Origin of the sequence: Lactobacillus hamsteri DSM 5661 = JCM 6256 (assembly GCF_000615445.1) — a bacterium.
GTDB lineage: Bacteria > Bacillota > Bacilli > Lactobacillales > Lactobacillaceae > Lactobacillus > Lactobacillus hamsteri.
Genome location: NZ_BALY01000022.1, coordinates 1 through 24,168, shown reverse-complemented (window position 1 = coordinate 24,168; position 24,168 = coordinate 1). Strand labels below are relative to the sequence as shown.

At 33.6% G+C, this 24,168-nt stretch carries 26 protein-coding genes and 3 pseudogenes; 26 read left to right on the top strand and 3 right to left on the bottom strand.

Annotation, left to right across the window (positions count from 1 at the left end; genetic code table 11):
- Positions 1-23 precede the first annotated feature (23 nt).
- Genes JCM6256_RS06485 through tsaE form a run of 3 tightly spaced genes read left to right on the top strand, consistent with a single transcriptional unit; the run spans position 24 to position 2,218 of the window.
- A complete protein-coding gene (locus JCM6256_RS06485; RefSeq protein WP_025080935.1) occupies positions 24-722 on the top strand; it encodes a uracil-DNA glycosylase in 699 nt (232 codons plus the stop codon).
- A 30-nt stretch (positions 723-752) separates the two neighbouring features.
- A complete protein-coding gene (gene pta, locus JCM6256_RS06480) occupies positions 753-1,739 on the top strand; it encodes a phosphate acetyltransferase (protein ID WP_025080934.1) in 987 nt (328 codons plus the stop codon).
- The gene (gene tsaE, locus JCM6256_RS06475) at positions 1,739-2,218 is read left to right on the top strand and encodes a tRNA (adenosine(37)-N6)-threonylcarbamoyltransferase complex ATPase subunit type 1 TsaE (protein ID WP_025080933.1); all 480 of its coding nucleotides are present in this window, start codon (positions 1,739-1,741) and stop codon (positions 2,216-2,218) included. The genes pta and tsaE overlap by 1 nt, the downstream gene beginning before the upstream one ends.
- 30 nt (positions 2,219-2,248) lie before the next feature.
- Here the strand turns inward: tsaE and JCM6256_RS06470 are convergent, their stop codons facing one another.
- A complete protein-coding gene (locus JCM6256_RS06470; RefSeq protein WP_025080932.1) occupies positions 2,249-2,782 on the bottom strand; it encodes a 3'-5' exonuclease in 534 nt (177 codons plus the stop codon).
- Positions 2,783-2,869: 87 nt separating this feature from the next.
- On the opposite strand from JCM6256_RS06470, the gene murB reads away from it, so the two are divergent.
- From murB to JCM6256_RS06400, 14 genes and pseudogenes are all read left to right on the top strand, one after another.
- On the top strand, positions 2,870-3,763 hold the full coding sequence (murB, locus tag JCM6256_RS06465) for a UDP-N-acetylmuramate dehydrogenase (protein WP_025080931.1): 894 nt from the start codon (positions 2,870-2,872) through the stop codon (positions 3,761-3,763).
- Between the two features lie 68 nt (positions 3,764-3,831).
- Complete coding sequence (locus JCM6256_RS06460) at positions 3,832-4,929, top strand: ABC transporter ATP-binding protein (RefSeq protein ID WP_035438412.1); 1,098 nt, start codon at positions 3,832-3,834, stop codon at positions 4,927-4,929.
- The gene (locus JCM6256_RS06455; RefSeq protein ID WP_025080929.1) at positions 4,922-5,740 is read left to right on the top strand and encodes an ABC transporter permease; all 819 of its coding nucleotides are present in this window, start codon (positions 4,922-4,924) and stop codon (positions 5,738-5,740) included. The genes JCM6256_RS06460 and JCM6256_RS06455 overlap by 8 nt, the downstream gene beginning before the upstream one ends.
- Positions 5,737-6,546, top strand: a complete 810-nt coding sequence (locus JCM6256_RS06450) for an ABC transporter permease (protein ID WP_025080928.1) — start codon at positions 5,737-5,739, stop codon at positions 6,544-6,546. Before JCM6256_RS06455 ends, JCM6256_RS06450 begins: the two co-directional genes overlap by 4 nt.
- Positions 6,543-7,615, top strand: a pseudogene (locus JCM6256_RS09990) (ABC transporter substrate-binding protein). The gene JCM6256_RS06450 and the pseudogene JCM6256_RS09990 overlap by 4 nt, the downstream one beginning before the upstream one ends.
- 38 nt (positions 7,616-7,653) lie before the next feature.
- Positions 7,654-8,499, top strand: a complete 846-nt coding sequence (gene cdaA / locus JCM6256_RS06440) for a diadenylate cyclase CdaA (RefSeq protein ID WP_025080927.1) — start codon at positions 7,654-7,656, stop codon at positions 8,497-8,499.
- A complete protein-coding gene (locus JCM6256_RS06435) occupies positions 8,496-9,452 on the top strand; it encodes a CdaR family protein (protein ID WP_025080926.1) in 957 nt (318 codons plus the stop codon). The genes cdaA and JCM6256_RS06435 overlap by 4 nt, the downstream gene beginning before the upstream one ends.
- Before the next feature lie 31 nt (positions 9,453-9,483).
- On the top strand, positions 9,484-10,836 hold the full coding sequence (gene glmM / locus JCM6256_RS06430; protein ID WP_025080925.1) for a phosphoglucosamine mutase: 1,353 nt from the start codon (positions 9,484-9,486) through the stop codon (positions 10,834-10,836).
- A gap of 187 nt (positions 10,837-11,023) precedes the next feature.
- Positions 11,024-12,834: pseudogene (gene glmS / locus JCM6256_RS09985) on the top strand (glutamine--fructose-6-phosphate transaminase (isomerizing)).
- A 92-nt stretch (positions 12,835-12,926) separates the two neighbouring features.
- Complete coding sequence (locus JCM6256_RS06420) at positions 12,927-13,742, top strand: Cof-type HAD-IIB family hydrolase (protein ID WP_025080924.1); 816 nt, start codon at positions 12,927-12,929, stop codon at positions 13,740-13,742.
- Between the two features lie 12 nt (positions 13,743-13,754).
- Positions 13,755-14,564: a Cof-type HAD-IIB family hydrolase gene (locus JCM6256_RS06415; protein ID WP_025080923.1), complete on the top strand. Its 810-nt coding sequence runs from the start codon at positions 13,755-13,757 to the stop codon at positions 14,562-14,564.
- Positions 14,565-14,613: 49 nt separating this feature from the next.
- Positions 14,614-15,330 carry a hypothetical protein gene (locus tag JCM6256_RS06410; protein WP_025080922.1) on the top strand — a complete coding sequence of 239 codons (717 nt, stop codon included), beginning with the start codon at positions 14,614-14,616 and terminating at the stop codon, positions 15,328-15,330.
- Positions 15,323-15,772, top strand: coding sequence for a low molecular weight protein-tyrosine-phosphatase (locus JCM6256_RS06405; RefSeq protein WP_025080921.1), 450 nt, complete (start codon positions 15,323-15,325; stop codon positions 15,770-15,772). The genes JCM6256_RS06410 and JCM6256_RS06405 overlap by 8 nt, the downstream gene beginning before the upstream one ends.
- A gap of 27 nt (positions 15,773-15,799) precedes the next feature.
- Positions 15,800-16,084 carry an FMN-binding protein gene (locus JCM6256_RS06400; protein WP_025080920.1) on the top strand — a complete coding sequence of 95 codons (285 nt, stop codon included), beginning with the start codon at positions 15,800-15,802 and terminating at the stop codon, positions 16,082-16,084.
- Positions 16,085-16,132: 48 nt separating this feature from the next.
- Here JCM6256_RS06400 and JCM6256_RS06395 read toward each other — a convergent pair whose 3' ends face one another.
- Positions 16,133-16,945 carry a Cof-type HAD-IIB family hydrolase gene (locus tag JCM6256_RS06395; protein WP_025080919.1) on the bottom strand — a complete coding sequence of 271 codons (813 nt, stop codon included), beginning with the start codon at positions 16,943-16,945 and terminating at the stop codon, positions 16,133-16,135.
- Between the two features lie 144 nt (positions 16,946-17,089).
- On the opposite strand from JCM6256_RS06395, the gene JCM6256_RS06390 reads away from it, so the two are divergent.
- Positions 17,090-17,545, top strand: a complete 456-nt coding sequence (locus tag JCM6256_RS06390) for a DUF441 domain-containing protein (RefSeq protein ID WP_025080918.1) — start codon at positions 17,090-17,092, stop codon at positions 17,543-17,545.
- A 51-nt stretch (positions 17,546-17,596) separates the two neighbouring features.
- On the opposite strand, the gene JCM6256_RS06385 is transcribed toward JCM6256_RS06390, so the two are convergent.
- Positions 17,597-19,177: an APC family permease gene (locus JCM6256_RS06385; protein ID WP_236694717.1), complete on the bottom strand. Its 1,581-nt coding sequence runs from the start codon at positions 19,175-19,177 to the stop codon at positions 17,597-17,599.
- Between the two features lie 331 nt (positions 19,178-19,508).
- Between JCM6256_RS06385 and JCM6256_RS06380 the strand changes: the two genes are divergently transcribed.
- From JCM6256_RS06380 to JCM6256_RS06345, 8 genes and pseudogenes are all read left to right on the top strand, one after another.
- Positions 19,509-20,027: a VanZ family protein gene (locus JCM6256_RS06380; RefSeq protein WP_025080916.1), complete on the top strand. Its 519-nt coding sequence runs from the start codon at positions 19,509-19,511 to the stop codon at positions 20,025-20,027.
- An 86-nt stretch (positions 20,028-20,113) separates the two neighbouring features.
- The gene (locus JCM6256_RS06375; RefSeq protein ID WP_025080915.1) at positions 20,114-20,845 is read left to right on the top strand and encodes a YebC/PmpR family DNA-binding transcriptional regulator; all 732 of its coding nucleotides are present in this window, start codon (positions 20,114-20,116) and stop codon (positions 20,843-20,845) included.
- A 115-nt stretch (positions 20,846-20,960) separates the two neighbouring features.
- Complete coding sequence (gene comGA / locus JCM6256_RS06370; protein WP_025080914.1) at positions 20,961-21,941, top strand: competence type IV pilus ATPase ComGA; 981 nt, start codon at positions 20,961-20,963, stop codon at positions 21,939-21,941.
- Complete coding sequence (locus JCM6256_RS06365; RefSeq protein WP_025080913.1) at positions 21,910-22,911, top strand: type II secretion system F family protein; 1,002 nt, start codon at positions 21,910-21,912, stop codon at positions 22,909-22,911. The genes comGA and JCM6256_RS06365 overlap by 32 nt, the downstream gene beginning before the upstream one ends.
- A gap of 1 nt (position 22,912) precedes the next feature.
- Positions 22,913-23,227, top strand: coding sequence for a competence type IV pilus major pilin ComGC (locus tag JCM6256_RS06360; RefSeq protein WP_025080912.1), 315 nt, complete (start codon positions 22,913-22,915; stop codon positions 23,225-23,227).
- Positions 23,227-23,637 (top strand): pilus assembly FimT family protein, encoded by a 411-nt coding sequence (locus JCM6256_RS06355; RefSeq protein ID WP_025080911.1) that lies wholly within the window; start codon positions 23,227-23,229, stop codon positions 23,635-23,637. The genes JCM6256_RS06360 and JCM6256_RS06355 overlap by 1 nt, the downstream gene beginning before the upstream one ends.
- A complete protein-coding gene (locus tag JCM6256_RS06350; protein ID WP_025080910.1) occupies positions 23,627-23,854 on the top strand; it encodes a hypothetical protein in 228 nt (75 codons plus the stop codon). The genes JCM6256_RS06355 and JCM6256_RS06350 overlap by 11 nt, the downstream gene beginning before the upstream one ends.
- A pseudogene (locus JCM6256_RS06345) lies at positions 23,835-24,168 on the top strand (hypothetical protein); the annotation flags it as partial. The gene JCM6256_RS06350 and the pseudogene JCM6256_RS06345, both read left to right, overlap by 20 nt.

Here is a 24,168-nt window from a genome sequence, read left to right as displayed (position 1 = left end):
AATGAGAAAAGAGGTAGCACTAATTGAAAAAGAAGCTAATTGGCAATGATTGGGATCAAGTCTTAGATCCAGTTTTTGAAAGTGAAAATTATCACAAATTGCATAATTTTTTAAAGGAAGAATATTCCACTAAGCAAATTTTTCCTGATATGTATCATATTTTTACGGCCTTTAAATTAACGCCTTTTTCTAAGACTAAGGTTGTTATCTTAGGCCAAGATCCATACCATAATCCTGGTCAAGCTACGGGGATGAGTTTTGCAGTTATGCCTGGTACAACGTTGCCACCATCTCTTAAGAATATTTATAAAGAACTTTATGATGATGTTGGTGCCCGCCCAGTAAATCATGGATATTTGAAAAAATGGGCTGATCAAGGCGTACTTCTCTTAAATGCAGTTTTAACAGTACCATATGGTCATGCAAATGGACATCAGGGCAAAGGCTGGGAAGACGTAACTGATGCTGCGATTAAAGCATTAAGTGAACGAGGAAAAGTTGTCTTTATATTATGGGGACGATTTGCTCAAAATAAAATTCCTTTAATTGATGAAAGTAAGAACTTTATTATCAAGTCTTCTCATCCAAGTCCATTTTCAGCCGATCGTGGATTTTTTGGATCACGACCTTTTTCTCGTTGCAATACAGCGTTAGAAAACTTTGGTGAAACTCCAATTGATTGGCAATTACCAGAAAATGTTACTAACAATGATTTAATTTAATATTTAGTTTATAAATATGGAGGTAATTTTGTGAGCGTATTTGATTTATTTAAGAAGCAAGTTAAGAATGCTGAAAAGAAACCAAGATTGGTTTTCCCAGAAGGTACTGATGTAAGAATTTTAGAAGCTACTACTAAGTTGAAAAATGAAAAGTTAATTGATGTAATTTTGCTTGGTAATGAATCTGAAATTAAAAAGATTGCTGAAGAAAACAATTTTGATTTAACTGGTATCAAAATTATGGACCCAGAAACCTATCCTGATTTTGATAAAATGTGTGATAAATTTGTTGAAATTCGTAAAGGCAAAAACACTTTAGAAGATGCCGAAAAAATGCTGAAGACTAATACTTATTTCGGCACTATGCTTGTAAAAATGGATTTAGCTGATGGAATGGTTTCTGGTGCTGCTCACTCAACTGCCGATACTGTTCGTCCAGCTTTGCAAATTGTTAAAACAGCTGAAGGAATGCATCGTGTTTCAGGCGTAATGATTATGGAACGTGATGATGAGCGTTATATTTTTGCCGATTGCGCAATGAACATTGATCCGGACAGTGATACTTTAGCTGAAATCGGTTATGAAGCTGCTAAGATTGCAAAAATGGCAGAAATGGAACCTAAAGTAGCCTTCTTAAGTTTTTCAACTAAAGGCTCTGCTAAGGGAGATATGGTTACTAAGGTCACAGATGCACTTGCTAAATTTAAAGAAGCACATCCAGATATCCCTGCAGATGGCGAATTGCAATTTGATGCTGCTTTTGTGCCAAGTGTTGGTGAACGTAAAGCTCCAGGTTCTAAGGTGGCAGGTCATGCTAATGTCTTTGTATTCCCAGAACTTCAATCAGGAAATATTGGCTATAAGATTGCACAAAGATTGGGTAAATTTACTGCTGTTGGACCAATTCTTGAAGGATTAGCAGCTCCAATTAATGATTTATCTCGTGGTGCTAGTGCAGAAGATGTTTACTATATGGGAATTTTGACAGCAGCACAAAGTCTTGTGAAGGATGAATAATAATGAAGTTAGAAATTAATTCTGCTGAAGATATGCAAAAGTTAGGTGCTAGTTTAGCTAAAGCAGCTGAACCACATGATTTGCTTTTGCTAACTGGTGATTTAGGCGCTGGAAAGACTACGATGACTCAAGGCTTAGGTAGAGCTTTGGGAATACGTAGGCCGGTAAAAAGTCCAACTTTTACAATTGTTCGTGAATACCGTGAAGCTAAAATGCCGTTATTTCACATGGATTTTTATCGCTTAGAGCATGATGATTTGTCTTCAATTGATTTAAATGGATATTTAGCTGAACCTGGATTGGTCGTAATTGAATGGCCTCAACTTATTATGAAAGAATTACCTGATGAATATCTTCAACTTACTATTAAACGTGTTGATGATAGTTGGAATTCTACAAAAAGAGTTGTTGAATTTAATCCTAGTGGCAAGCGTAATGAAAAATGGGTAAATGATACCATAACAGCATTTAATAATTAATATAAAAGGGATGTTTTAAAAACATCCCTTTTATATTTGGTAAATTAAATTTTTTATAGCTTCGTCGCCAAATTCTTTATTTTGATTAATTAAAATTCCAGCACAGGCCTCACTATCACTTAATGCATTGTGATGATGCCAAAGTTCAACATTTAATGCATCTGAAACTGTATCGAGTTTATGGTTTGGTAAATCAGGCTCAAAGATCTTGCTGGTTGCTAAAGTGTCGATAACTAAATAATGTGGTTCTTGAATATTGTACCGGGCAAGTGATTGTCGCATTACACTAGTATCGAAGCGAGCATTATGAGCTGCCACGAGCATCCCCGGTTGATAAAGATCTTTGATTTTAGGCCAAACTTCAGCCATTGTGGGCGCAGTTTTAACATCCTCAGCTGTAATTTGATGTACTTCAATATTACTAGCATCAAACGGCATTTGAGGATTGATAACGGTATAAAAGCGATCAACTATTTTGTTATTACGCACCATAACTAAAGCAAGTGAACAAGCACTTTCAGGATAATGATTGGCCGTTTCAAAATCCATTGCAATAAAATTCATTTTTTCTCCTTTTAAAACAATTTAAGTATAACAGAATGCTTTAATGCGGTAAAATAGGTAAAGATATTAAGAGAGGGGCATTGCTTTTTGAGTTTACTTAATTTAAAAGATAAAGGAATTAATCTTCAACAAAATATTCCTTTGAGTCGTTATACTTTTACTAAAACTGGTGGCTGTGCGGAATATTTGGCTTTTCCTAAAAATTTAGATGAATTGAAGCTTTTAGTTGAAACGGCTAATAAAGATGAACAACCGATTACTGTAATTGGTAATGCCTCTAACTTGATTATTAGAGACGGTGGAATTGATGGTTTAGTTATTATTTTAACCGATATGAAGTCGATTAAAGTTGAAGGCAATGAAGTAACTGCAGACGCAGGAGCAAAAATTATTGATACCTCGTTTACTGCGGCCAAAGCTGGCTTGAGTGGAATGGAATTCGCAGCAGGAATTCCTGGAAGCATTGGCGGCGCTGTATTTATGAATGCGGGCGCTTATGGTGGTGAAACGCAAGAAGTTGTTAAGAGTGTTAAGGTTTTAACTCGCGATTTGGAAATAAAAACTTATTCTAATGAAGATATGGAATTTTCTTATCGTCATTCAAAAGTTCAAGAAACTGGCGATATAGTGGTGGAAGCAACTTTTGCATTGAAACCTGGCAATAAATTGGAAATTCTTGATCATATGAATTATTTGAATGCTTTACGTCGCTACAAGCAGCCTCTTGAGTATCCATCTTGCGGAAGTGTCTTTAAGCGTCCTAAGGGACATTTTGTTGGTCCAATGATTATTAAGGCCGGCTTACAAGGTAAGCAAATTGGTGGTGCGCAAGATTCAATGAAGCATGCTGGATTCATTGTTAATAAAGGTGGGGCAACGGCTACAGATTATTTGGATTTAATTCATTATATTCAAAAAGTAATTAAAGAAAAATATGATATTGATTTGCATACAGAAGTAAGAATTATTGGTAAAGAATAGAGAATAAGGGATAACGACAAGCTGCAGGCTGAAAAAGCTTGTAGCTTATTTTTGTATTAGGAATAAATATGGATATTATTGAGCTTAAACATGTAACTAAGCGCTATGATGATGGTTTTGTAGCGCTTAAAGATATTAATTTAAAAATTGAATCGGGGAAATTTTACTCCTTATTAGGTCCAAGTGGATCAGGAAAATCAACAATCTTAAGAATTATTGCTGGTTTTAGCAGTCCTACGGAAGGACAAGTATTGTTTGATGGAAAAGATATTACTAATCTTGATCCAGCAAAACGCCAGATTAATACAGTTTTTCAAAATTATGCGTTGTTTCCGCATTTAAATGTTTTTGATAATGTGGCTTTTGGTTTAAAAATAAAAAAACAACCAATGAATAAAATTAAGCCGGCAGTTAGGGATGCTCTTCATATGGTTCGGCTTGATGGTTATGCTAATCGTGAAATTTCAGAACTTAGTGGTGGACAGCAACAGCGTGTAGCAATTGCCAGAGCGATTGTAAATGAACCTAAGGTACTTTTGCTTGATGAATCTTTATCGGCTTTAGATAAACGCTTACGTAAGGAAATGCAGTTTGAATTGCGTGCTATTCAAAAGAAATTAGGCATTACTTTTATTTTTGTTACTCATGATCAAGAAGAAGCATTATCAATGAGTGATGAAATCTTTGTATTGAATGATAGCAAGATTCAACAAAATGGTACTCCTGTTGATATTTATGATGAACCAATTAATGATTTTGTAGCACGATTTATTGGTGATTCAAATATTTTACCAGGACGAATGATTAAAGATTTCGAAGTTGAATTTACTAATCAAAAATTTCAATGTGCCGATGCAGGGATGAAGCCTAATGAAAAAGTTGAAATTGTAATTCGACCAGAGGATTTAGATATCACTAGCCCTGAAAAAGGAAAATTAGTAGTAACAGCACAAACTCAACTATTTTTAGGGGATCACTTTGAAATTAAAGCAATCGATGCTGATGAAAATGAATGGTTAATTCATTCAACTAATGGTTGCAAATTGAATGAACGTTTAGGACTATATTTTGATCCAGAAGATATTCACGTTATGCGCCTTCATGAAAGCCAAAAGGACTTTGATGCAAGATTAGAAAGTTATGAGGGTGAAGACGGAAATGAATAATAAAAAAGCACGTGCATTTTTTATGGTGCCGTATTTAGCATGGATTATTTTATTTGTAATTTTGCCGATTTTACTGATTTTGTGGTATTCATTAACGGATAGCAGCAATCACTTTACTTTAAATAATTTCGTTTTATTTTTCCGTAATGGTACTTTTTTAAAAATGATGCTTAACTCGTTTTGGTATGCATTTTTGATAACCTTAATTACTTTAGTTGTGTCTTATCCTGCAGCTTATTTTTTGACTAAAGTGAAAAATCAACAAGTATGGTTATTGCTAATTATTTTACCAACATGGATTAATTTGCTTTTAAAAGCATATGCATTTATTGGTATTTTGAGTAATGGTGGATTAGTAAATAAATTTTTGCAATTATTTGGTTTAGGGCCGGTAAATATTTTGTTTACTGATTTTGCTTTTATTTTTGTAGCAACTTATATTGAAATTCCGTTTATGATTTTGCCAATTTACAACGCAATTAAAGAAATAAATTCAGCTGTTGTTCAAGCCTCTGAAGACTTAGGAGCCAGCAAGTGGCAAACTTTTCGTTATGTTTTATGGCCTTTATCACGGCCAGGTGTTGAAAGCGGCATTCAAGCAATTTTTATTCCCTCATTATCTTTATTTATGTTGACACGTTTGATCGGCGGAAATCGTGTAATTACGTTGGGAACTGCGATTGAAGAATATTTCATGACAACTATGAATTGGAATATGGGGGCAACAATCGGTGTTGTTTTGATTTTCTTGATGATTGTAGTAATGCTTATCACAGGTAGAAAAACTAAAAGAAAGAAGGTAAATCTATGAGAAAACATATTTTTGCCAAGGTTTACCTTAGTTTGGTCTTAGTAATTTTATATATTCCAATTTTTTATTTAATATACTTTTCTTTCTCAAGTGGGAAAAATATGAATAAATTTGAGCATTTTACTTTTGCTCATTATCAAACTTTGTTTCAAGACAATCGTTTGCTAGCAATTTTCCTCGAAACAATTTTGTTGGCTCTTTTATCTAGTTTAATTGCTACAGTTATCGGTACAATGGGTGCACTAGCAATTACAGCGGTTAAACGGAAGTCGCATAAAAACATATTATTAGCATTGAATAATGTATTAATGGTATCGCCGGACGTTATTATTGGTGCAAGTTTCTTGATATTCTTTACGGCATTAGGAGTTGGTTTGAACTTTGGCTCAGTTTTATTAAGTCATATTGCTTTTTCAATTCCAATTGTAGTTTTAATGGTTTTGCCCCGTCTAAACGAAATGGATTTTTCACTTATTGATGCTGCAAGAGATTTAGGAGCAAGTGGTTATCAAGTTTTTAGTAATGTCATGATTCCTGCAATGCTTCCTGGCATCGCAGCCGGAATGTTTATGGCCTTGACGTATTCACTTGATGATTTCGCAGTTACTTTCTTTGTAACAGGAAATGGCTTTTCAACTTTATCTGTTGAAATTTACTCCCGGGCTCGGCAAGGCATTGATTTGGAAATTAATGCATTAAGTACGGTTATGTTCTTATTTGTATTGATTTTAGTAGGGATCTATTACTTTATGACTAAACGTCGAGCAAAAAAGGGTAAGCGAATGCTAGGAGGCATGATTAAATGAAAAAGATAATCTGGTCAACTGTAGCAATCATTGTGGCTTGCCTTGCATTAGCCTACGGCGCGATTCAAATGAATAAGCAGCTATTGAAACTAAAAAACAAGATTTAATTATATATAATTGGGGAGATTATTTAGATCCACAATTAATTAAAAAATTTGAAAAGCAAAGTGGTTACCACGTGGTATATGAAACTTTTGATTCAAATGAAGCGATGTATACCAAAATAAAGCAGGGTGGAACAGCTTATGATTTAACGATTCCTTCAGAATATATGGTTACAAAAATGCGTAAGGCAAATTTATTGGATCAAATTGATACTAAAAAATTATCAAATTTGAAATATATTGACCCTACTTTCTTACATCAGCCTTATGATCCACAAAATAAATATTCAATTCCTTACTTTTGGGGGACTTTAGGAATTGTTTATAATGATAAATTTGTAAAGCCTGGATCAATCAATAATTGGGACGATTTATGGAATAAAAAATATAAGCACAATATTTTGTTGGTAGATTCTGCTAGGGATGCTATGGGAATGGCATTGGTTTCTTTGGGATATTCGATGAATACAACCAGCAGTTTAAAGCTTCATTTAGCTCAAACTAAATTAGATGATTTAGGCCCAAATATTAAAGCAATTATTTCTGACGAAATGAAAATGTATTTAGTTCAAAATGAGGCAGCAATTGGTGTAACTTGGTCTGGAGAAGCGCATGAAATGATGGAAAATAATTCGCATCTTCATTATCTTGTTCCTAGTCAGGGCTCTAATTTGTGGCTTGATAATTTTGTTATTCCAAAAACTGCTAAAAATAAAAAAGCAGCATATAAGTTCATTAATTTTATGCTTGAACCTAAAAATGCTGCTCAAAATGCCGAATATATTGGATACGCCACTCCAAATTGGAAGGCAAAAGAGATGCTTCCTAAGAAGGTTCGTGATAATCGTGAATTTTATCCTGCTCAATCGACTTTGAAAAAGTTGCAAGTATATAAAGATTTAGGGCAAAAAGTTACTCAAGAATATAATGACCTGTTTTTAGAATTTAAAATGTATGCCCATTAATTTATAATTATAAGTAATAGTAAAAGAAAGGAGTAACGATGAGCAATTTCAATATATCAAACTGGTTAACTTGGAATAACTTTTCTATTGCTTTAGATGTACTTATTATTTGGTACTTGGTATATCGACTGATTATGTTGATTCGAGGTACTAAAGTGGTACAGCTGGCAAAAGGAATCGTATTTATATTCATTATAAGAATTATTGCCGGTTTCTTGCAGTTGCACGCTGTAACTTATATTGTTGATCAAATTGTTTCTTGGGCTGTAGTTGGAATTATAGTTATTTTTCAGCCAGAAATCAGACGTGGACTTGAGCATTTAGGAAGAATGCCAATGTTTAGCGGGCATGAAAATAGCGAGCATGATAAGTCGGTTCGATTGGTTAAAGAACTGGATAAAGCTATTCAATATATGTCGAAACGTCGAATTGGTGCGTTGATCACTATTCAACAAGAAACAGGACTTGATGACTATATTGAAACAGGAATTAAACTTGATGCCGATGTTACGGGAGAATTATTGATTAACATTTTTATTCCTAATACTCCTTTGCATGATGGTGCGGTTATTATTAATAAAAACCGAATAGCTGTAGCTGCCGCTTATTTACCTTTATCAGATAGTAGCATGATTCCTAAACGTTTAGGAACACGACATAGAGCTGCAGTTGGTATTTCTGAAGTTACAGATGCGATTACAATTGTTGTTTCTGAAGAAACAGGCGGCGTAACTATTACAAGAAATGGCCGATTCTTGCTTGATCTAACAAGAGACGAATATATGAAGTATTTAAATTCTGAACTTGTTCCTGAGCAAGAAAAGCATGTTAGCTGGTATCAAAAGTTGATTAACAAAATTTGGAAATGGGGTGCAAGTCGATGAAAAATTTTTGGTCTAAGACATGGTTTATTCGACTTGTATCACTTCTTTTAGCTATATTAATTGTGGGATATATTGATTCTACGCAAACAGGATTTATTCCCCAAGGCCAGCGAAGCAGAACGCGTCAAACAGCTACGGAAACTCAAACCGTTAAAGTACCATTGCAAGTATCTGTTGATACTGACCAATATTATGTAGTCGGTTATCCTGATAAAGTGAAAATAACTTTAGAAGGCACAAATGCTTTAGTTACATCAGCTATTAATACTCAAAATTTTAGAGCATATATAGATTTAACTGATAAAAAAATAGGCAAGCAAACGGTTCGTGTTCATGTAAGTGGCCTTAGCAAACAAATTTCCTATTCTGTAGATCCAAAATATGTTCAAGTTGACATAGAACGCAGAAAATCTCGTACCATGCCTGTACAAATAGAGTATAATAAAAATGCTGTAGCTAAAGGTTATCATTTAGGAAAAGCGACAGTTGATCCGTCTCAAGTTGAAGTTACAGGGGCTTTAGGCGAGGTTAACCAAATTGATCAAATTGTTGCAAAGGTATCATTGCCTAATGGGATTGACCATAATTATGAACGGCAAGTTATTTTAACTGCTGAAGATAAAAAAGGTCGACCTTTAAATGTGGTTATTCAGCCGTCAACAGCCAGAGTAGTTCTTCCTATTTCAATTTCAAAGAAAAAAGTTAAATTGAATTTGAGTTCAAAGAACGAAAATAGTGATAAGGTTTACTCAGTTACCGCTAAGCAAGATGAAGTTACATTATATGGTAACAAAGAGCAATTGGATAAGATAAATAAGTTGAATGTAGCTGTTGATTTAACTAGAATCGACGTATCAACTACTAGAACTTTTCCAATTAAATTACCTAAAGGTGTAGTGAAATCTGATCCAAGCGTAGTTCAGATTTCAATAAAAGTAAAAGACACAAAATAAAATTAAAGAAAAGCAGGAAGGTTGTTTTTAAATGTTAAAATATTTTGGAACTGATGGTGTTCGTGGAGAAGCAAATAAGACTTTAACTCCAGAAATGGCTTTTAAGTTGGGACGTGACGGTGGTTACGTTTTAACTAAAGAAAAGAAAGATGATAAGCAAGCTCGTGTTTTAGTTTCACGCGATACTCGTATTTCTGGTGAAATGCTTGAATACGCACTTATTTCTGGTTTACTTTCAGTAGGTATTGAAGTATTGGAAGTTGGCGTTATCTCAACTCCAGGTCTTTCATACTTAGTTCGTGCACAAGGTGCAGATGCTGGGGTTCAAATTTCAGCTTCACACAATCCAGTAGAAGATAACGGTATTAAGTTCTTTGGTAGCGATGGTTTGAAGCTTTCAGATGCTATGGAAGAAGAAATTGAAGAATTAATTGATGCTAAAGAAGATAAGTTGCCACGTCCATCTGCAGAAGGCTTGGGAACTGTAACTGACTTCCACGAAGGTAGCTCAAAATATTTACAATTTATTAAGAATACTATTCCAGAAGATTTGGGTGGTATTAAAGTTGTTATTGATGGTGCTAACGGTGCAGCAAGTGATTTGATTTCAAGATTATTTGCTGACTGTGGTGTAGACTTTACTACAATTGCAACTCATCCAAATGGTTTAAACATTAATGATCATGTTGGTGCTACCCATACTGAAAAATTGCAAGAAGAAGTTGTTAAACAAGGTGCTCAACTTGGTCTAGCTTTTGATGGTGATGCTGACCGTTGTATTGCTGTTGACGAAAATGGTAATGAAGTTGATGGTGATCACATTATGTACGTAATCGGTACTTACTTAGCAGATCATGGTCGCTTGAAGAAGGATACAATTGTAACTACAGTTATGAGTAACCTTGGTTTTACTAAAGCTCTTGAAAGAAGAGGCTTGAAGAACGTTCGTACTCAAGTTGGTGACCGTTATGTTTCTGAAGAAATGCGTGCCCATGGCTACAACCTTGGTGGTGAACAATCAGGTCACGTTATTATGAGTGATTACCACAACACTGGTGATGGTATGCTTACAGGTCTTCATTTGATGCTTGTTATGAAGAAGACTGGTAAGTCATTATCTGAACTTCTTGAAGACTTTAAGGAATACCCACAACAATTAATCAATGTTCCTGTAAAAGATAAGAAGACTTGGAAAGAACACCAAGCTATCTTAGATGCAATTGATAATGTTGAAAAGGAATTGGATGGCGAAGGTCGTATCTTTGTAAGACCTTCAGGTACGCAAGAATTATTACGTGTAATGACTGAAGCTCCAACTCAAGAATTGGCTGATAAGTATTGTGAACAAGTAGCTGAAGTTGTTAAGTCGGAAATGGGTAAGTAAAATCTAAATTAAGAAAAAATGAAATAGGCCTAGATTTTTCTAGGCCTATTTTTATACTTCACAATAATATACCAATTTTAGCATTTAATTCTTGACCGATTTTTTAAAAAGGGCTATGATTGCATTTGTAACAATAAATATTAACTAGTCCATTTAATATAAATGAACTAGACCAAAGGAGAAAAATATGTGCGGAATTGTTGGGGTCGTTGGTAAACCTGCTAAAGATATCATTCTAAATGGTTTAACAAATTTGGAATATCGTGGCTATGATTCAGCGGGTATTTACTTAAACGATTTAAATGGTAATGAGTACTTAACTAAGGCTGTAGGTCGTATTTCTAACTTAAAAGAAAAATTGACTCCCGATGAACAAGGCCTTGTAGGTATCGGACATACTCGTTGGGCAACTCATGGTAAGCAACTGTTGACAATGCTCACCCTCACTTTGATGAAACTAAGCGTTTTTACTTAGTTCATAACGGAGTTATTGAAAATTATGCTGAATTGAAGGAAAAATACTTGCAAGGAGTAGATTTCCACTCAGATACTGATACAGAAGTAATTGTCCAATTAATTGGTAAAATTGCGCGTGATAAAGATTTGGATGGCTTTTCAGCATTTAAGGAAGCTTTGAAATTAGTTAAGGGTTCATACGCATTTTTGCTTATTGATAACACTGAACCTGATCACGTATTTATTGCTAAGAATAAGTCACCAATGATGCTTGGTATTGGCGATGGCTTCAATATTATTGCATCTGATGCGATTTCCGTTTTAGATCAAACTAAGACTTTTGTTGATTTAGATGATGGTGATGTTGGCGACATTACTAAGGATAATTATGTTATCGAAACTATTGATGGCAAGAGAGTAGATCGTGAACCTTATGTTTTGGATATTGATCCAAATGCTGCGTCAAAAGGCACTTATGAATTCTACATGTTAAAAGAAATTGATGAACAACCAGGTGTTATGCGTCATATTTCACAAGATTACTTGGATGAAAATGGCAAGCCTGTTGTTGAACAAGATATTGTAGATGCCGTTGCTGATAGTGATCGAATTTATATCTTGGCAGCTGGTACTAGTTACCACGCAGGATTAGTCGGTAAGAATTTATTTGAAAAATTCTCAGATATTCCAGTTGAAGTTGGTTTAGCTTCAGAATTTGGCTATCACTTCCCTAAGCTTTCTAAAAAGCCATTCTTCATTTTCTTAAGTCAATCAGGTGAAACTGCAGATTCACGTGTTGTATTAAAGCAAGTTAATGAACGTCATTTACCAAGCTTGACTATTACTAATGTTCAAGGTTCTACTTTGTCACGTGAAGCTACTTACACTATGCTACTTAAGGCTGGTCCCGAAATTGCCGTTGCTTCAACTAAGGCTTATACAGCTCAAATTGCTGTTCAAGCAGTGTTGGCTAAGGCTGTTGGTGAAAAGAAGAATGTTGCTGATGCAAAGGAATTTGATTTGAAGCACCAATTAGCTCTTGTTGCTGAAGGAATGCAACAATTAGTTGATGGTAAAGAAAAGGTTGATGAATTAGCTAAGAAATATTTAGCTAAAACTAGAAATGCCTTTTACATTGGTCGTGGTGTTGACTATGCTGTTGCTTTGGAAGGTGCACTTAAGTTAAAGGAAGTTTCTTATATTGAAACTGAAGGTTTTGCTGCTGCTGAACTTAAGCACGGAACTATCGCTTTAATTGAAAAGGGTACTCCAGTAATTACATTAATCAATGATCCAGCTACAGCTGATTTAACTCGTGGTAATATTCGTGAAGTTGAGTCACGTGGTGCTAGTGTAATCACAATGGTTGCTAAACAATTTGCTAATGAAAATGATGATATTGTTTTACCAGAAGTTGATTATTACTTGTCTCCACTTGTTACAATTGTTCCCGCTCAACTTCTTGCATACTATGCTTCTAAGAATAAAGGTTTAGATGTAGATAAGCCACGTAACTTGGCTAAGAGTGTAACTGTTGAATAAAAACAATAATAACACTGAAAAGCGTGAGTTTAATCACGCTTTTTTTGTATAATATTTATATGTGAATATGTTTAATAAAAGGGATGATTATTATGGCAATTAAGATGATTGCGGTAGATCTTGATGGTACTTTATTGACAAGTGCTAATACAATTTCTTCAGAAACTCAACGGACTTTGCAAATAGCAAAAAGCCAGGGAATTAAAGTTGTGTTAGCTTCAGGAAGACCATTATCAGGTGTTTTACCATTTGAAGAGCAATTAGGATTATCTGGTGAAGATCAATATGCTGTGGTTTTTAATGGTGCAGTTGTTCAAAATCTATCAGGGAAAGTATTAATGAGTCAAGAAATGGATTATCGTGACTTTACTACTATGCTTCGTTTGCAACGCTTAAGCCATGTTAATCTTCATTTTGAAACAACAGAATGTTTTTGGACTTTAGATCATAATTTATCAGTTCAAATGCAGATTAATGCTGCGTTTACTAATAATGAGATTAGGGTTAGAAACAGAGATGAAATCCCCCAAGATTTTACTTTTAATAAGGTAGGATTTACTTGTGCTAAGGATAGTGACCAAATCGATAAGTTGTGGGCTGCTATTCCAGAATGGGCCTTTCAATCTTATGATATAGTTCATAGTTTAGATACTTGTATTGAACTGAACGCTTTGGGTGCCTCGAAAGGCAATGCCTTGATGAACTTGGCGGAGAGATTAAAAATCAATCCAAAAGATGTAATGGTATTTGGTGATCAAGGTAATGATCTTTCAATGTTTGAGAATCCTGACTTTAAGAAAATTGCTATGGGAAACGCTATTAGCGATATTAAAGAGCGAGCAGATTTTGTGACCGATGACAATGATCATAACGGGATTGCTAAGGCTTTGAAAAAATTTGTGATTTAAAAGAGAAAAATTATGACAATTAAAATGATAGCAGTTGATTTGGATGGTACATTGCTCAATAGTCACCACCAAATTGATGAAAAAACAGTAATTGCTTTGCAAAAAGCAAATAAATTGGGAATAAAAGTTGTTCCGGCATCCGGTCGTCCTTTGCCTGGAGTATTGCCTTATTTAGAAAAATTAAAAATTAGTGGGCAAGACAATTATGCAATTGTTTTTAATGGTGCTCTTGTACAAAATTTAACAGGTAAAACGATTATTAATCATAATATGAATTACGATGATTTAAAGTATTTGCTAGATGTACAAAAACTAAGCAAAAGCAATCTTCACTTTATGTGTGAAAAATTTTATTATACCTTAGATCATGATTTTTCATTGACTATGTCTAGAGTATCTTATTTAAGTGGGATGCCTTTTAAGGTTAGAGAATTTGATCAAATTGCGACGGATTTCACTTTTTTAAAGGGTGAATATACTGGTACAAAAAAAGAGATGGATTTATTAGGAAGAAAACTTAGTAATCAATTTAAGCAAGATTATAATGTAGCACGCAGTGATCGTGAAATTTGGGAAATTAATAAAAAGAGTGCTTCAAAAGGCAATGCAATTCATGAATTGGCACAAAAATTAAATATTGATGATCAAGAAGTAATTATTTTTGGTGATCAGGGCAATGACCTATCTATGTTTTCTCGTCCAGATTTTTTAAAAGTAGCCATGGGTAATGCAATAGATGAAATAAAAGAAAAGGCAAATTTTGTTACTGCTGATAATGATCATAATGGTATTGCAGAAGCTTTGGATAAATTTGTTTTTTAAAATTGAATAGAATAAAATTTATACCAAAAGGTGGGAATTTTAAATATAAATGAAAAAATGGATTATACGTGTGGTCGCTGCAATAATGACTTTTGTATCCCTATATTTGTTATTGCTTAGTCCAACAACTTTAAAAATTAATAATACTCATCAAATGGCTAAAAATATTATTCATCGTGTTGTTTCCGAATCTGGGAATAATGAATTAAAAATGGGAATAAAAATGGTGGAAGATTCGGGTTTAGAAGATATTCTTTTACAGGATCTACCAAAAAAGTATAAGATTAATTTTTCATATGCTGATGTGTATCACTTGAGCAGCAAGTATGATGAAAAAGGAAAAATCACCGCCAAAGATCTTAATCTAAAAAGCGATAATAATTTAACAAAAGTAATTAATAGCTTTTTAATAAAAGAAATTAATAATAAGTTAGATGAGGAATCTACTCAGGTTTACCACATTATCAGTATTTACAGATATTCATTAGTTGTAATTGTTTTGCTTTATATTTTAGCGGCTGTCTTATTATTGTTTGGCAGGTATTCAGCATCCATTCCCTTATTAATTGGCTCGATAGGTACGTTTGGAGCTTTATGGTATTTCGTTACTGAAACAAGTAATGAAATTCATTCAAAAATATATGAAGGGATTTCAATAAATATTAGTGATGGAGTATTTTTAGGATTAGCTATCAGCATAATTATTGCGTGTGTTTGGCCATTTTTGCTTAAGTATTTACGAAAGAGTGATAAAGTTAATGCATAAAATTTTATTTGTTTGCCATGGCAATATTTGTCGGTCACCAATGGCTGAATTTGTGATGAAAGATTTAGTTTATAAAGAAAAATTAGGCGATCAATTTTTAATTGATTCGGCAGCCGCAACGAATGATGCGGTTGGGATGCAAATGGATCCGAGAACGACACGTGAATTAGCTAAAATGAATGTTCCGTATACAAATCATATTGCCAGAAAAATGACCCGTGAAGATTATCAAAAATATGATTATTTGATTTGTATGGATGAAGAAAATTTTATGGATATGAATCAAATTACCGGGGGAGATCCAGAGCACAAAGAATATAAATTATTGCATTTTGTAGGTAGCTTTAAAGATGTAGATGATCCTTGGTTTACTAATGATTTTGATACGGCCTTTAATGAGATTCAAAAGGGATGTAAGGGATTGTTAGAACAATTGAAATAGAATCTTGTGATAAAGAAGAGATATAGTATGAAATTTAAGTCAGGTTCATATTCATCAGAACTGGAAAAGCCAGTTAAACTTAAAGCTGATGTGGAAATAAAAAATAATCAAATCACAGATGTTAAGCTTTCTAGTGCTAAAGGTGAAAGAAAAATTGAACCGGAACTCGAGGCTGAATTTAAGGGACAAATTGTTTCTGCTCAATCTGTCAACATTGATGGCATTTCATCAGCGAGCATTCTTACAAAAGCTGTTAAGTCTGTAGTAGGGAATGCTTTGGCACAAGCTAGATTAGATGAAGAAAGCAAATAAGAATAAAAACTACTAATTAGATTTTAAATCCAATTAGTAGTTTTTTGTTTAAGCAAAATATTTTTCTAAAACTTGTAAAACACCACTTTCATTATTACTTGGTGCTTCATATTTGGCAATTTCTTTAATTCGTTCATCGCCATTGCCCATTGCATAACTATAACCAGCTAATTCAATCATTTCTTTATCATTTAGGCCATCACCGAACGCAATCAATTCACTAGGGGCTACTTTGAAGTAACGCAAGAAATATTTTAATGCCTGGGCTTTGTTAATTCCGTAAGGAACGATGTCAATGTCATCAAATCCACTGGTTGTACAGTGAATGTGTTCTGAATGTGCATCGTTGAATTCTTTTTCAAGGTCTTCAGCCCATTTGGCAGGACAATTTAGTGTTAATTTAATTACTCGTTCATCGGAAGGCATTTCATCAAAAGAATTTATTTCAATAAAGTTAGGATAGTAAAAATGCATTAAACGTTTAAAAGAAGTAGGGCTAGAATTTTTAAAGTAAGATGCATTTTTTCCACTGACGCAGATGTGAGCACTAGGATATTTAGTTTCAATAAAATTAATTAATTCTAAGCCAGTTTTATGAGTGAGAAAATGGCTGGAAATAATATTATTGTCTCTAACTAAAATAGCGCCATTATCTGCAATAATATCAATTTCGTCTAAAAATTCAGCGAAATCATTCCTTAAACGGGCAAGTGGGCGTCCACTTGAAACAATAAAATGAATGTGATTTTCTTTAATTTTTTTAAGTAGCTTTTTAAAACGATCATGATCAAAAGTTAAATCATCAGTCATAAAGGTTCCATCCATATCAACTGCGATAGCTTTAAAAGGTATATCTGCCATAATACTTCTCCTTAATCTAAAACTTATCACCTCTATTATAACGTAAGCGCTTTAATAACTATAGAGGAGAATTATTTCTTGGCTAATTTCTTAATAATTTGATAAGTTAAAATAATAGACATTTAAATTAAGGGGGAAACAAAAATGGAGAGTTGGCTTTTTCTTGCATTAATTTTAATAGTGGCATTAGTTGGAAAAAATATGTCATTAATTATTGCAACAGCGGTTGTGATGATATTCAAACTTTTGCCATTTGCTAATAAATGGTTTCCAGTAATTGAAGCCAAAGGAATAAACTGGGGCGTAACTGTAATTTCTGTCGCTATTTTGATCCCAATTGCAACAGGAAGAATTGGCTTTAATGATTTAATTAAAGCTTTCAAAACACCCGCTGGATGGATTGCGGTTGCCGCAGGGATCGCGGTTGCCATTTTGTCAAAATATGGTGTTGATCAATTAGCAGCCGTTCCTCAAGTAACGGTTGCGTTAGTTTTAGGAACAATTATTGGTGTTGTTGCCTTTAAAGGGGTTGCTGCAGGTCCGGTTATTGCAAGTGGGATGACCTATTTAGTTATTACTTTATTTAATTTGCATTTTTAAAATAAAAAAGACTTTGTTCATTTTGAACAAAGTCTTTTACTTTATAAATAATTATTCTTCTGCTTTAAAACCATTGTTAATATCAGGTTTGCGGCGACCAATAAGCCAAACAATAAGCAAAGCGATAATTCCTTCAATGATAATGTAAAGTCCACGAAGAGAAATCTTCGTTGCACCTAAGGAAATACCAGCAATAATAGCAATTAAGACAATCGCAATCATTGAAATCCATTGAGGTTTATCAAAAGCAATGCCATATTCAACTTCACGGCGTCTAATTCCTGGTAAAATAGCACCTAAACCAATAAGCACAACTACAGAAACGATATTAATGATTAATTCATACCACCAAGTACCGCTTCCTTCAGGAACATCTTGAGGTGTAATTCCCATGATTGTGGCTACAGCGGTAACTACTAAAAGAATCAAACCGACGGTATAGGCCACTTTATCATTTTTAATATAAACATATTTTGAAGGGAACTTTTCTGAGTTCTTTCTGACTCTCATGAATGAGTAGAAGATCCAGCAGGTAACACCTGGTGAAACAATACCATTTAAGTTAAGAAGCCAATTGAAAATATCATTCATGTTAGGTAAGAAGATACCTAAGATCATGATAAATGCAGAAAGAGAAACAGTTAAGATGTAACCATTAATTGGTAAGCCGTTCTTATCCTTTTTACGCAAGAACTTAGGCATATACTTTTCACCAGTATCGGAGATAAGCATTCTTGTCATAGCATCAAGCAAAACAGCTAATAATGCACAGTTGAAGAATACTGATGTCCAAGCCCAGAAGTAAAGCAAACCTTTACCCATACCATATTGTTGTCCGATCATATCGAACACGTAGTAGGCACCATTCATTTTTAAGTCATTAGGAATATGATAAGCGTTGAAGTAAATACCTAATGAGAATGAACCAAAAATAGTTAAGAATGCGGTCATTGCTGCTAAAGCGATCATTGCCTTAGGGAAATCATATTGTGGCTTCTTCATTTGAGTTACATATGGTGCAACTAATTCGCAACCATTCATTGCATAAATAAGCATGGCAATTGTTGAGAAGTAGTGCCAATTAAAGTTAGGCATCATAGTTTTCCAAGTAAATGGTTGAGTGGCCATATGACCACCTGACTTGATTAAGCCAACAAAGGCAAGTAAAACTAAGAGGATAGTCATAACGACCATCAAGCCACCACCAATGGTTGAAAGAAGTTCCATTGAACGTGAGAAATGATGTTCAACAATAATAAAGATGATAAACATCAAAAAAGTCAAAATAGCAAACGTACTATTAGAAATTTTGTCTTGGAACTTTTCTGAACCAGTAATGGCCCAACCTAAGTCAACAATAATTTCGTTAGCTGAATCTACAGCATAAGGAATGGAAGCAGCCCAGTAAGTCCAAGCTGTAAAGTAACCTAAGAATTCACCGTCAGTTCCACGAACCCATGATGACAGGCCACCACCTTCTTTATTAAAGACAGAACCTAATTGTCCTACCATTAATGAATAAGGAATAACATAAAATAATACCATTACGATCCAAGAAAAGATAACTGACATTCCTTGGTTTTGGAAGTTGTACATAATATCATCGATACCGATAACTGTACACAAAGCCATTAAGAATAAAGTCTGCCAAGAAATATATTTCTTATCTGGATTCAAATCTTTGATCTCGTCCACTTTTAAATTCTCATCCTTCTCTATTTAAATAAAATTTTTTATTTGAATAGAGATCTTCCTGGCGATTTATTCTTAAATTTCACATTCAAATAAATCACAACCATTCATAAATAAATCAACAACTTTATTCTACATATTAGGAAGAGATGTGACTAGTAGTAAAGCGCTTAACCTGTTTAATTTTTATATTTTTTATTATCTAACTTGAACTATAGTTGAATTATGTTAATAATAAATCAAACGACTAGATCATGAAATTGAGGTATAAATGAAAAAGTTTACTTTTACTAAAAAAGAAAAAATATATTTGCTAATTGCATTACTAGTATTAATTGCATTATTCATTTCTAGTTCGATGACTTATCATGAACAAGAAATGAAGCCAGGATTTATTGATACAAAATTACATTTTGTAGAAGAAATCGTAGGAAACTGGAATATTTATTATGGCGGACGCTGGCATAATGCACAAATGGATGGTGGTGTTGCCAGTATGGCCCAATTTGTAATTAGAAAAGCAGCCCACTTTGGTTCTTACTTTATATTAGGACTATTTGGCTATCTAGGATTAAAAAGAATTTTTAAAATAAAGTGGGCAGCACCAGTTTTATGTTGGCTAAGTACAATGGGATTAGCAGCGTTAGATGAATATCATCAATACTTAACAGGAGATCGTACGCCAAGTATTTTTGATGTAATGCTTGATAGTTGTGGAGCTTTGTTTGCAATTGCATTATGTTTATTAGTTAATGTGATTTATCAAAAATTAAAGAAAAAATCGGTTTAGGTACTTGATAATATTGAATTTTATATGGCTGTGAGTTAAGATAATTAACGTTGACAAATATTAGAAAAAAGAAAGAAGGATCCTTTATGTCAGGACATTCAAAATGGCACAATATTCAAGGCCGCAAGAATGCGCAAGACGCTAAGAGAGGTAAAGTTTTCCAAAAGTTATCTCGTGAAATTTATATGGCTGCAAAGAGTGGTGGTCCTGACCCTTCAGGGAATCCTACCTTGCGTATGGTTATTGATAAGGCTCGTTCAAACAACATGCCAAAAGATAACATTCAACGTGCGATTAAGAAGGCTGAAGGTAACTCAGACGAACACTACGACGAAATTACTTACGAAGGATACGCACCAGGCGGTATTGCAGTTTTTGTTGAAGCTTTGACTGATAACAAGAACCGTACAGCTTCTGATGTACGTGTTGCCTTTACTCGTAACGGTGGTTCACTTGGAGCTACAGGTTCAGTTGCTTACATGTTTGACCGTAAAGGTTACATTGTAATTGATCGTTCAACTACTGATGCAGATGAAGACCAAGTTTTACTTGATGTTATGGATGCTGGTGGTGACGATTTACAAACTAGTGATGATGCTTTCGAAATCTATACTGACCCTAAGCAATTCACTGCTGTGCGTGATGCACTTGAAAAAGCAGGTTACAAGCTTGCTGCAGCTGAATTAACTATGGTTCCACAAAACACCACTCCTGTTCCAGCAGATAAGAAAGAACAATTTGAACATTTAGTTGATGCTTTGGAAGATAGCGATGACGTTCAAAACGTTTACACTGCTGCTGCAGATGATGAAGACTAATTAATTCTATTGAGAAGACATTCAGTTTATACTGAATGTTTTTTTTTACTTTTTTTCGGTAAAATTCAATTTTTTTGCGTACATATTAATGAGGGACAAAAAGGAGGGCCTCAATATGGAAATAAAGAAAATAATTAATGAATTAGTTGAGAAGGCTATTTTATGTAAAAGTAGCGATATATTCTTTTTACCAAAAAAAGAAAAGATTGATGTTAACTTTCGAACTTATATGGGCGTTGTGAGTGAGAGAAGTTTTTCTTTGGAGCAAGGAAAAGAAATTATTAATTATTTTAAATATGCTGCGCAAATGGATATTTCTGAGCATCGTCGTCCGCAAGTTGGCGCAATGAATTTTGAATATCAAAATAATGAATATTATTTACGATTGTCTAGTTTAGGAGATTTTACTGATTATGAATCTTTAGTAATTCGAATAATTTATCAAATTCAAAATAGTAATTATTTTTTTGATGAACAACTAGAAGAATTAAAGTCATTATCGCTTAAACGGGGCTTAATAATTACCAGTGGCCCAACTGGCTCTGGAAAAACAACGACAATGTATGAATTGGCTAAAGCTATTGGGAAAAATAAAGTTGTTATGACTATTGAGGATCCAGTTGAAGTTCATGAACAAACTTTTTTACAGACACAAGTTAATTCAGATGCTGGAATTGATTATACGAGTTTGCTTAAAGCGGCTTTGCGTCATCGTCCTGATATTTTAATTATTGGGGAAATTAGAGATCGAGGAACAGCTAGATTGGCCGTAGATGCTGCTCTTAGTGGACATTTAGTTTTGGCAACGGTGCATGCCAAGAGCACTTTGCAGACAATTTCAAGATTAGAAGGCTTGGGGATCTCTAAAGAAGAATTGGCAAATTGTTTGACGGCACTTTCTTATCAAAGATTAATTCCTAAGGCTAAGCAAGATAGATTAGCCTGTTTAATGGATTTGGCTAGTGGGGAAATTTTAGAAACTGACATTTTGAAGGATATTCGTGCTGATTTTGTAAGTTGGCAAGAAAATTTAAAAGCTTTAAGAAAGGATAAGAAAATTACCGATGCAACTTATAAGGCCTATCAAGAAGGATAAATTGAATCTTGAAGAACAATTAGAATTTTTGGACTATTTAAAGAGTAGTTTAGAGAATGGCTTTTCGCTTAACAGCAGTATTGAATTAATGGCAGTGTTATGGCCACAGAAGCAGGATTTAATGCGTGGGCTTGATTTAAGGATGAAGAGTGGCAGTCATTTTTATTTGGAACTTTTAAATTTGGGCTTTTCTAAAACAACAGTGACTCAAATAAAGTTAGCGATGCAGCAAGGAAGTTTAATTGATTGTTTAACACAATTAGTAATTTTGAATCGTTTAAAAATTGAACAAATTAAGAAATTGAAATCAGAACTTTCGTATCCTTTTGTTTTAGCTACAATGATGATTTTTTTATTAGTTTTTATGCAGACCTTTGTATCAAATCAATTTAGCAATTCTGATGAACACACTGGTGATTTTATGATTGTTGGTTTAATCGGAATTGTATTAGGAAGTATGTATTATTTTGCTAAAATTCTGACCCTATTAGCAAAGCAAGATTACGGTTCGATGAAAAAGTTAAGTAAATATCCTGTATTAGGCGAAATAATAAAAATTTATGTTAATTATTTACTAGTTTATGATATTGGCTTGCTTCTAGCAGGTGGTTTTTCACTTCAAAAAATGTGTGAATATGCAAAAGCGCAAGAAAAGGGATCTTTGCAGCAATATTTAGGACAAAAAGTAGGTAAAAATCTCGCAGAGGGTAAAAGTTTACAAGAAATAATTAAAAAAGAGGAATTTTTACCGGATAGCCTATTGGTTTTATTGCAGACTGGATCAAAGAGAAAAAATTTGAGTGATCGTTGCTTAATATTAGGAAAAAGCTTATTTAATGAATTAACTAATAAAATTGAAAAGCTAGTAGTGAATGTACAACCTTTTTGTTTTATTCTAATTGGTTTGTGCGTTGTGGGGATGTATTTAAAATTATTGTTACCAATGTATGCGATGATGCGAGGAATTTAGGATGAAAAGATCGAATATTTTTAATAAAAAGCAAAAAGGATTTACTTTAATTGAAATGGTTGTAGTAATTGCAATTGTAGTGATGCTGACATTGATTATTGCTCCAAATTTAGTTGGGCAAAAGAAAAATGCTGAAAAGAAAACTTCGGAGGCTTTTCGCACGACTTTACAAACTCAGGTTGAACTTTATGAAAATGAACATGGTAAATTGCCAAGAAGTCTTAACGATTTAAGAGGAAAATATTTAAGTGAAGATCAAGCTAAAAAAATTAAAGATTTTCGCATTAATTCTGCAGGTGAAGTGGTACATAATTAATGAAAAAATTAACAGGTTTTACTATCCTTGAATCTTTGATTACTTTGATTATTACTTGCAGTTTATTGATGATTGGGACTACGAAATTAAAAGATTACCAATCTGAAATCCGCTTGAACAATGCAATGAGACAAGTAGTAGCTACAATTGAACAAGCTGGAAGAGTTAGTGTCATTAAGCAAAGAAAAATGACAGGTCGATATGATTCAAAAACTTTAGCTGTTCAGTTTGCGGGCGATAAGTTTATAACTATGCATCTTGAACCAGGAATAGAATCCCGACGGTGGGAATATTTTAAAATTTCACATACAGGAATGATGAAACCAATAACTATTATTTTAGCTAATGGTAATCACATGAAAAAAGCAAGAATTCAAATGGCCTGGGGGAGGATAATTTATGAAGAGTAAAGGCTTTATTTTGCTTGAAAGTATTATTGCAATGTTTATAAGCTTTTTGGGAGTAACGATTTTGACTTTGGTTGTTGTAGAAGGAAAAAAGATGGAAAAGAATATGGAAATACATACTGACAGAGCCGTTGCCATGCATATGATGAATGAAAATAATTTGAATAGTGTAAAAATTCATGATCGAATTTATTATTTAAATGAAAAAGATGAAGACTAATTGCAGAGGATTTTTATTAGCAGAGGCTGTTTTTTCAATATTTATTACTTTAATAGTTGTGTTAACGCTACAAGGATTACTTAAAAATTTAAAAATAGCTGATGCAGAAAAACACCAGGCTGATGAAATGGCGTATACATACATTCAATTTAATAGATTTTTACATAATAATGACGGTAAGAAGTATTATCTTGACAAAAAATATACTGATTTTAAAAAGGCCGTAATTCGTCAATATGAGAGGAAAAATGAAGAAAAAACATATCGTATTGAACAATACAAAAAAATGATTAGAGTTACAACTATTAATGGTG

Bases quoted from the DNA above. Each gene is read 5' to 3' on its own strand.
- JCM6256_RS06470 (WP_025080932.1), bottom strand. From the start codon at position 2,782: ATGAATTTTATTGCAATGGATTTTGAAACGGCCAATCATTATCCTGAA.
- JCM6256_RS06460 (WP_035438412.1), top strand. From the start codon at position 3,832: ATGGATATTATTGAGCTTAAACATGTAACTAAGCGCTATGATGATGGT.
- JCM6256_RS06455 (WP_025080929.1), top strand. From the start codon at position 4,922: ATGAATAATAAAAAAGCACGTGCATTTTTTATGGTGCCGTATTTAGCA.
- JCM6256_RS06450 (WP_025080928.1), top strand. From the start codon at position 5,737: ATGAGAAAACATATTTTTGCCAAGGTTTACCTTAGTTTGGTCTTAGTA.
- cdaA (WP_025080927.1), top strand. From the start codon at position 7,654: ATGAGCAATTTCAATATATCAAACTGGTTAACTTGGAATAACTTTTCT.
- JCM6256_RS06435 (WP_025080926.1), top strand. From the start codon at position 8,496: ATGAAAAATTTTTGGTCTAAGACATGGTTTATTCGACTTGTATCACTT.
- glmM (WP_025080925.1), top strand. From the start codon at position 9,484: ATGTTAAAATATTTTGGAACTGATGGTGTTCGTGGAGAAGCAAATAAG.
- JCM6256_RS06420 (WP_025080924.1), top strand. From the start codon at position 12,927: ATGGCAATTAAGATGATTGCGGTAGATCTTGATGGTACTTTATTGACA.
- JCM6256_RS06415 (WP_025080923.1), top strand. From the start codon at position 13,755: ATGACAATTAAAATGATAGCAGTTGATTTGGATGGTACATTGCTCAAT.
- JCM6256_RS06410 (WP_025080922.1), top strand. From the start codon at position 14,614: ATGAAAAAATGGATTATACGTGTGGTCGCTGCAATAATGACTTTTGTA.
- JCM6256_RS06405 (WP_025080921.1), top strand. From the start codon at position 15,323: ATGCATAAAATTTTATTTGTTTGCCATGGCAATATTTGTCGGTCACCA.
- JCM6256_RS06400 (WP_025080920.1), top strand. From the start codon at position 15,800: ATGAAATTTAAGTCAGGTTCATATTCATCAGAACTGGAAAAGCCAGTT.
- JCM6256_RS06395 (WP_025080919.1), bottom strand. From the start codon at position 16,945: ATGGCAGATATACCTTTTAAAGCTATCGCAGTTGATATGGATGGAACC.
- JCM6256_RS06390 (WP_025080918.1), top strand. From the start codon at position 17,090: ATGGAGAGTTGGCTTTTTCTTGCATTAATTTTAATAGTGGCATTAGTT.
- JCM6256_RS06385 (WP_236694717.1), bottom strand. From the start codon at position 19,177: ATGGCTTTGTGTACAGTTATCGGTATCGATGATATTATGTACAACTTC.
- JCM6256_RS06380 (WP_025080916.1), top strand. From the start codon at position 19,509: ATGAAAAAGTTTACTTTTACTAAAAAAGAAAAAATATATTTGCTAATT.
- JCM6256_RS06375 (WP_025080915.1), top strand. From the start codon at position 20,114: ATGTCAGGACATTCAAAATGGCACAATATTCAAGGCCGCAAGAATGCG.
- comGA (WP_025080914.1), top strand. From the start codon at position 20,961: ATGGAAATAAAGAAAATAATTAATGAATTAGTTGAGAAGGCTATTTTA.
- JCM6256_RS06365 (WP_025080913.1), top strand. From the start codon at position 21,910: ATGCAACTTATAAGGCCTATCAAGAAGGATAAATTGAATCTTGAAGAA.
- JCM6256_RS06360 (WP_025080912.1), top strand. From the start codon at position 22,913: ATGAAAAGATCGAATATTTTTAATAAAAAGCAAAAAGGATTTACTTTA.
- JCM6256_RS06355 (WP_025080911.1), top strand. From the start codon at position 23,227: ATGAAAAAATTAACAGGTTTTACTATCCTTGAATCTTTGATTACTTTG.
- JCM6256_RS06350 (WP_025080910.1), top strand. From the start codon at position 23,627: ATGAAGAGTAAAGGCTTTATTTTGCTTGAAAGTATTATTGCAATGTTT.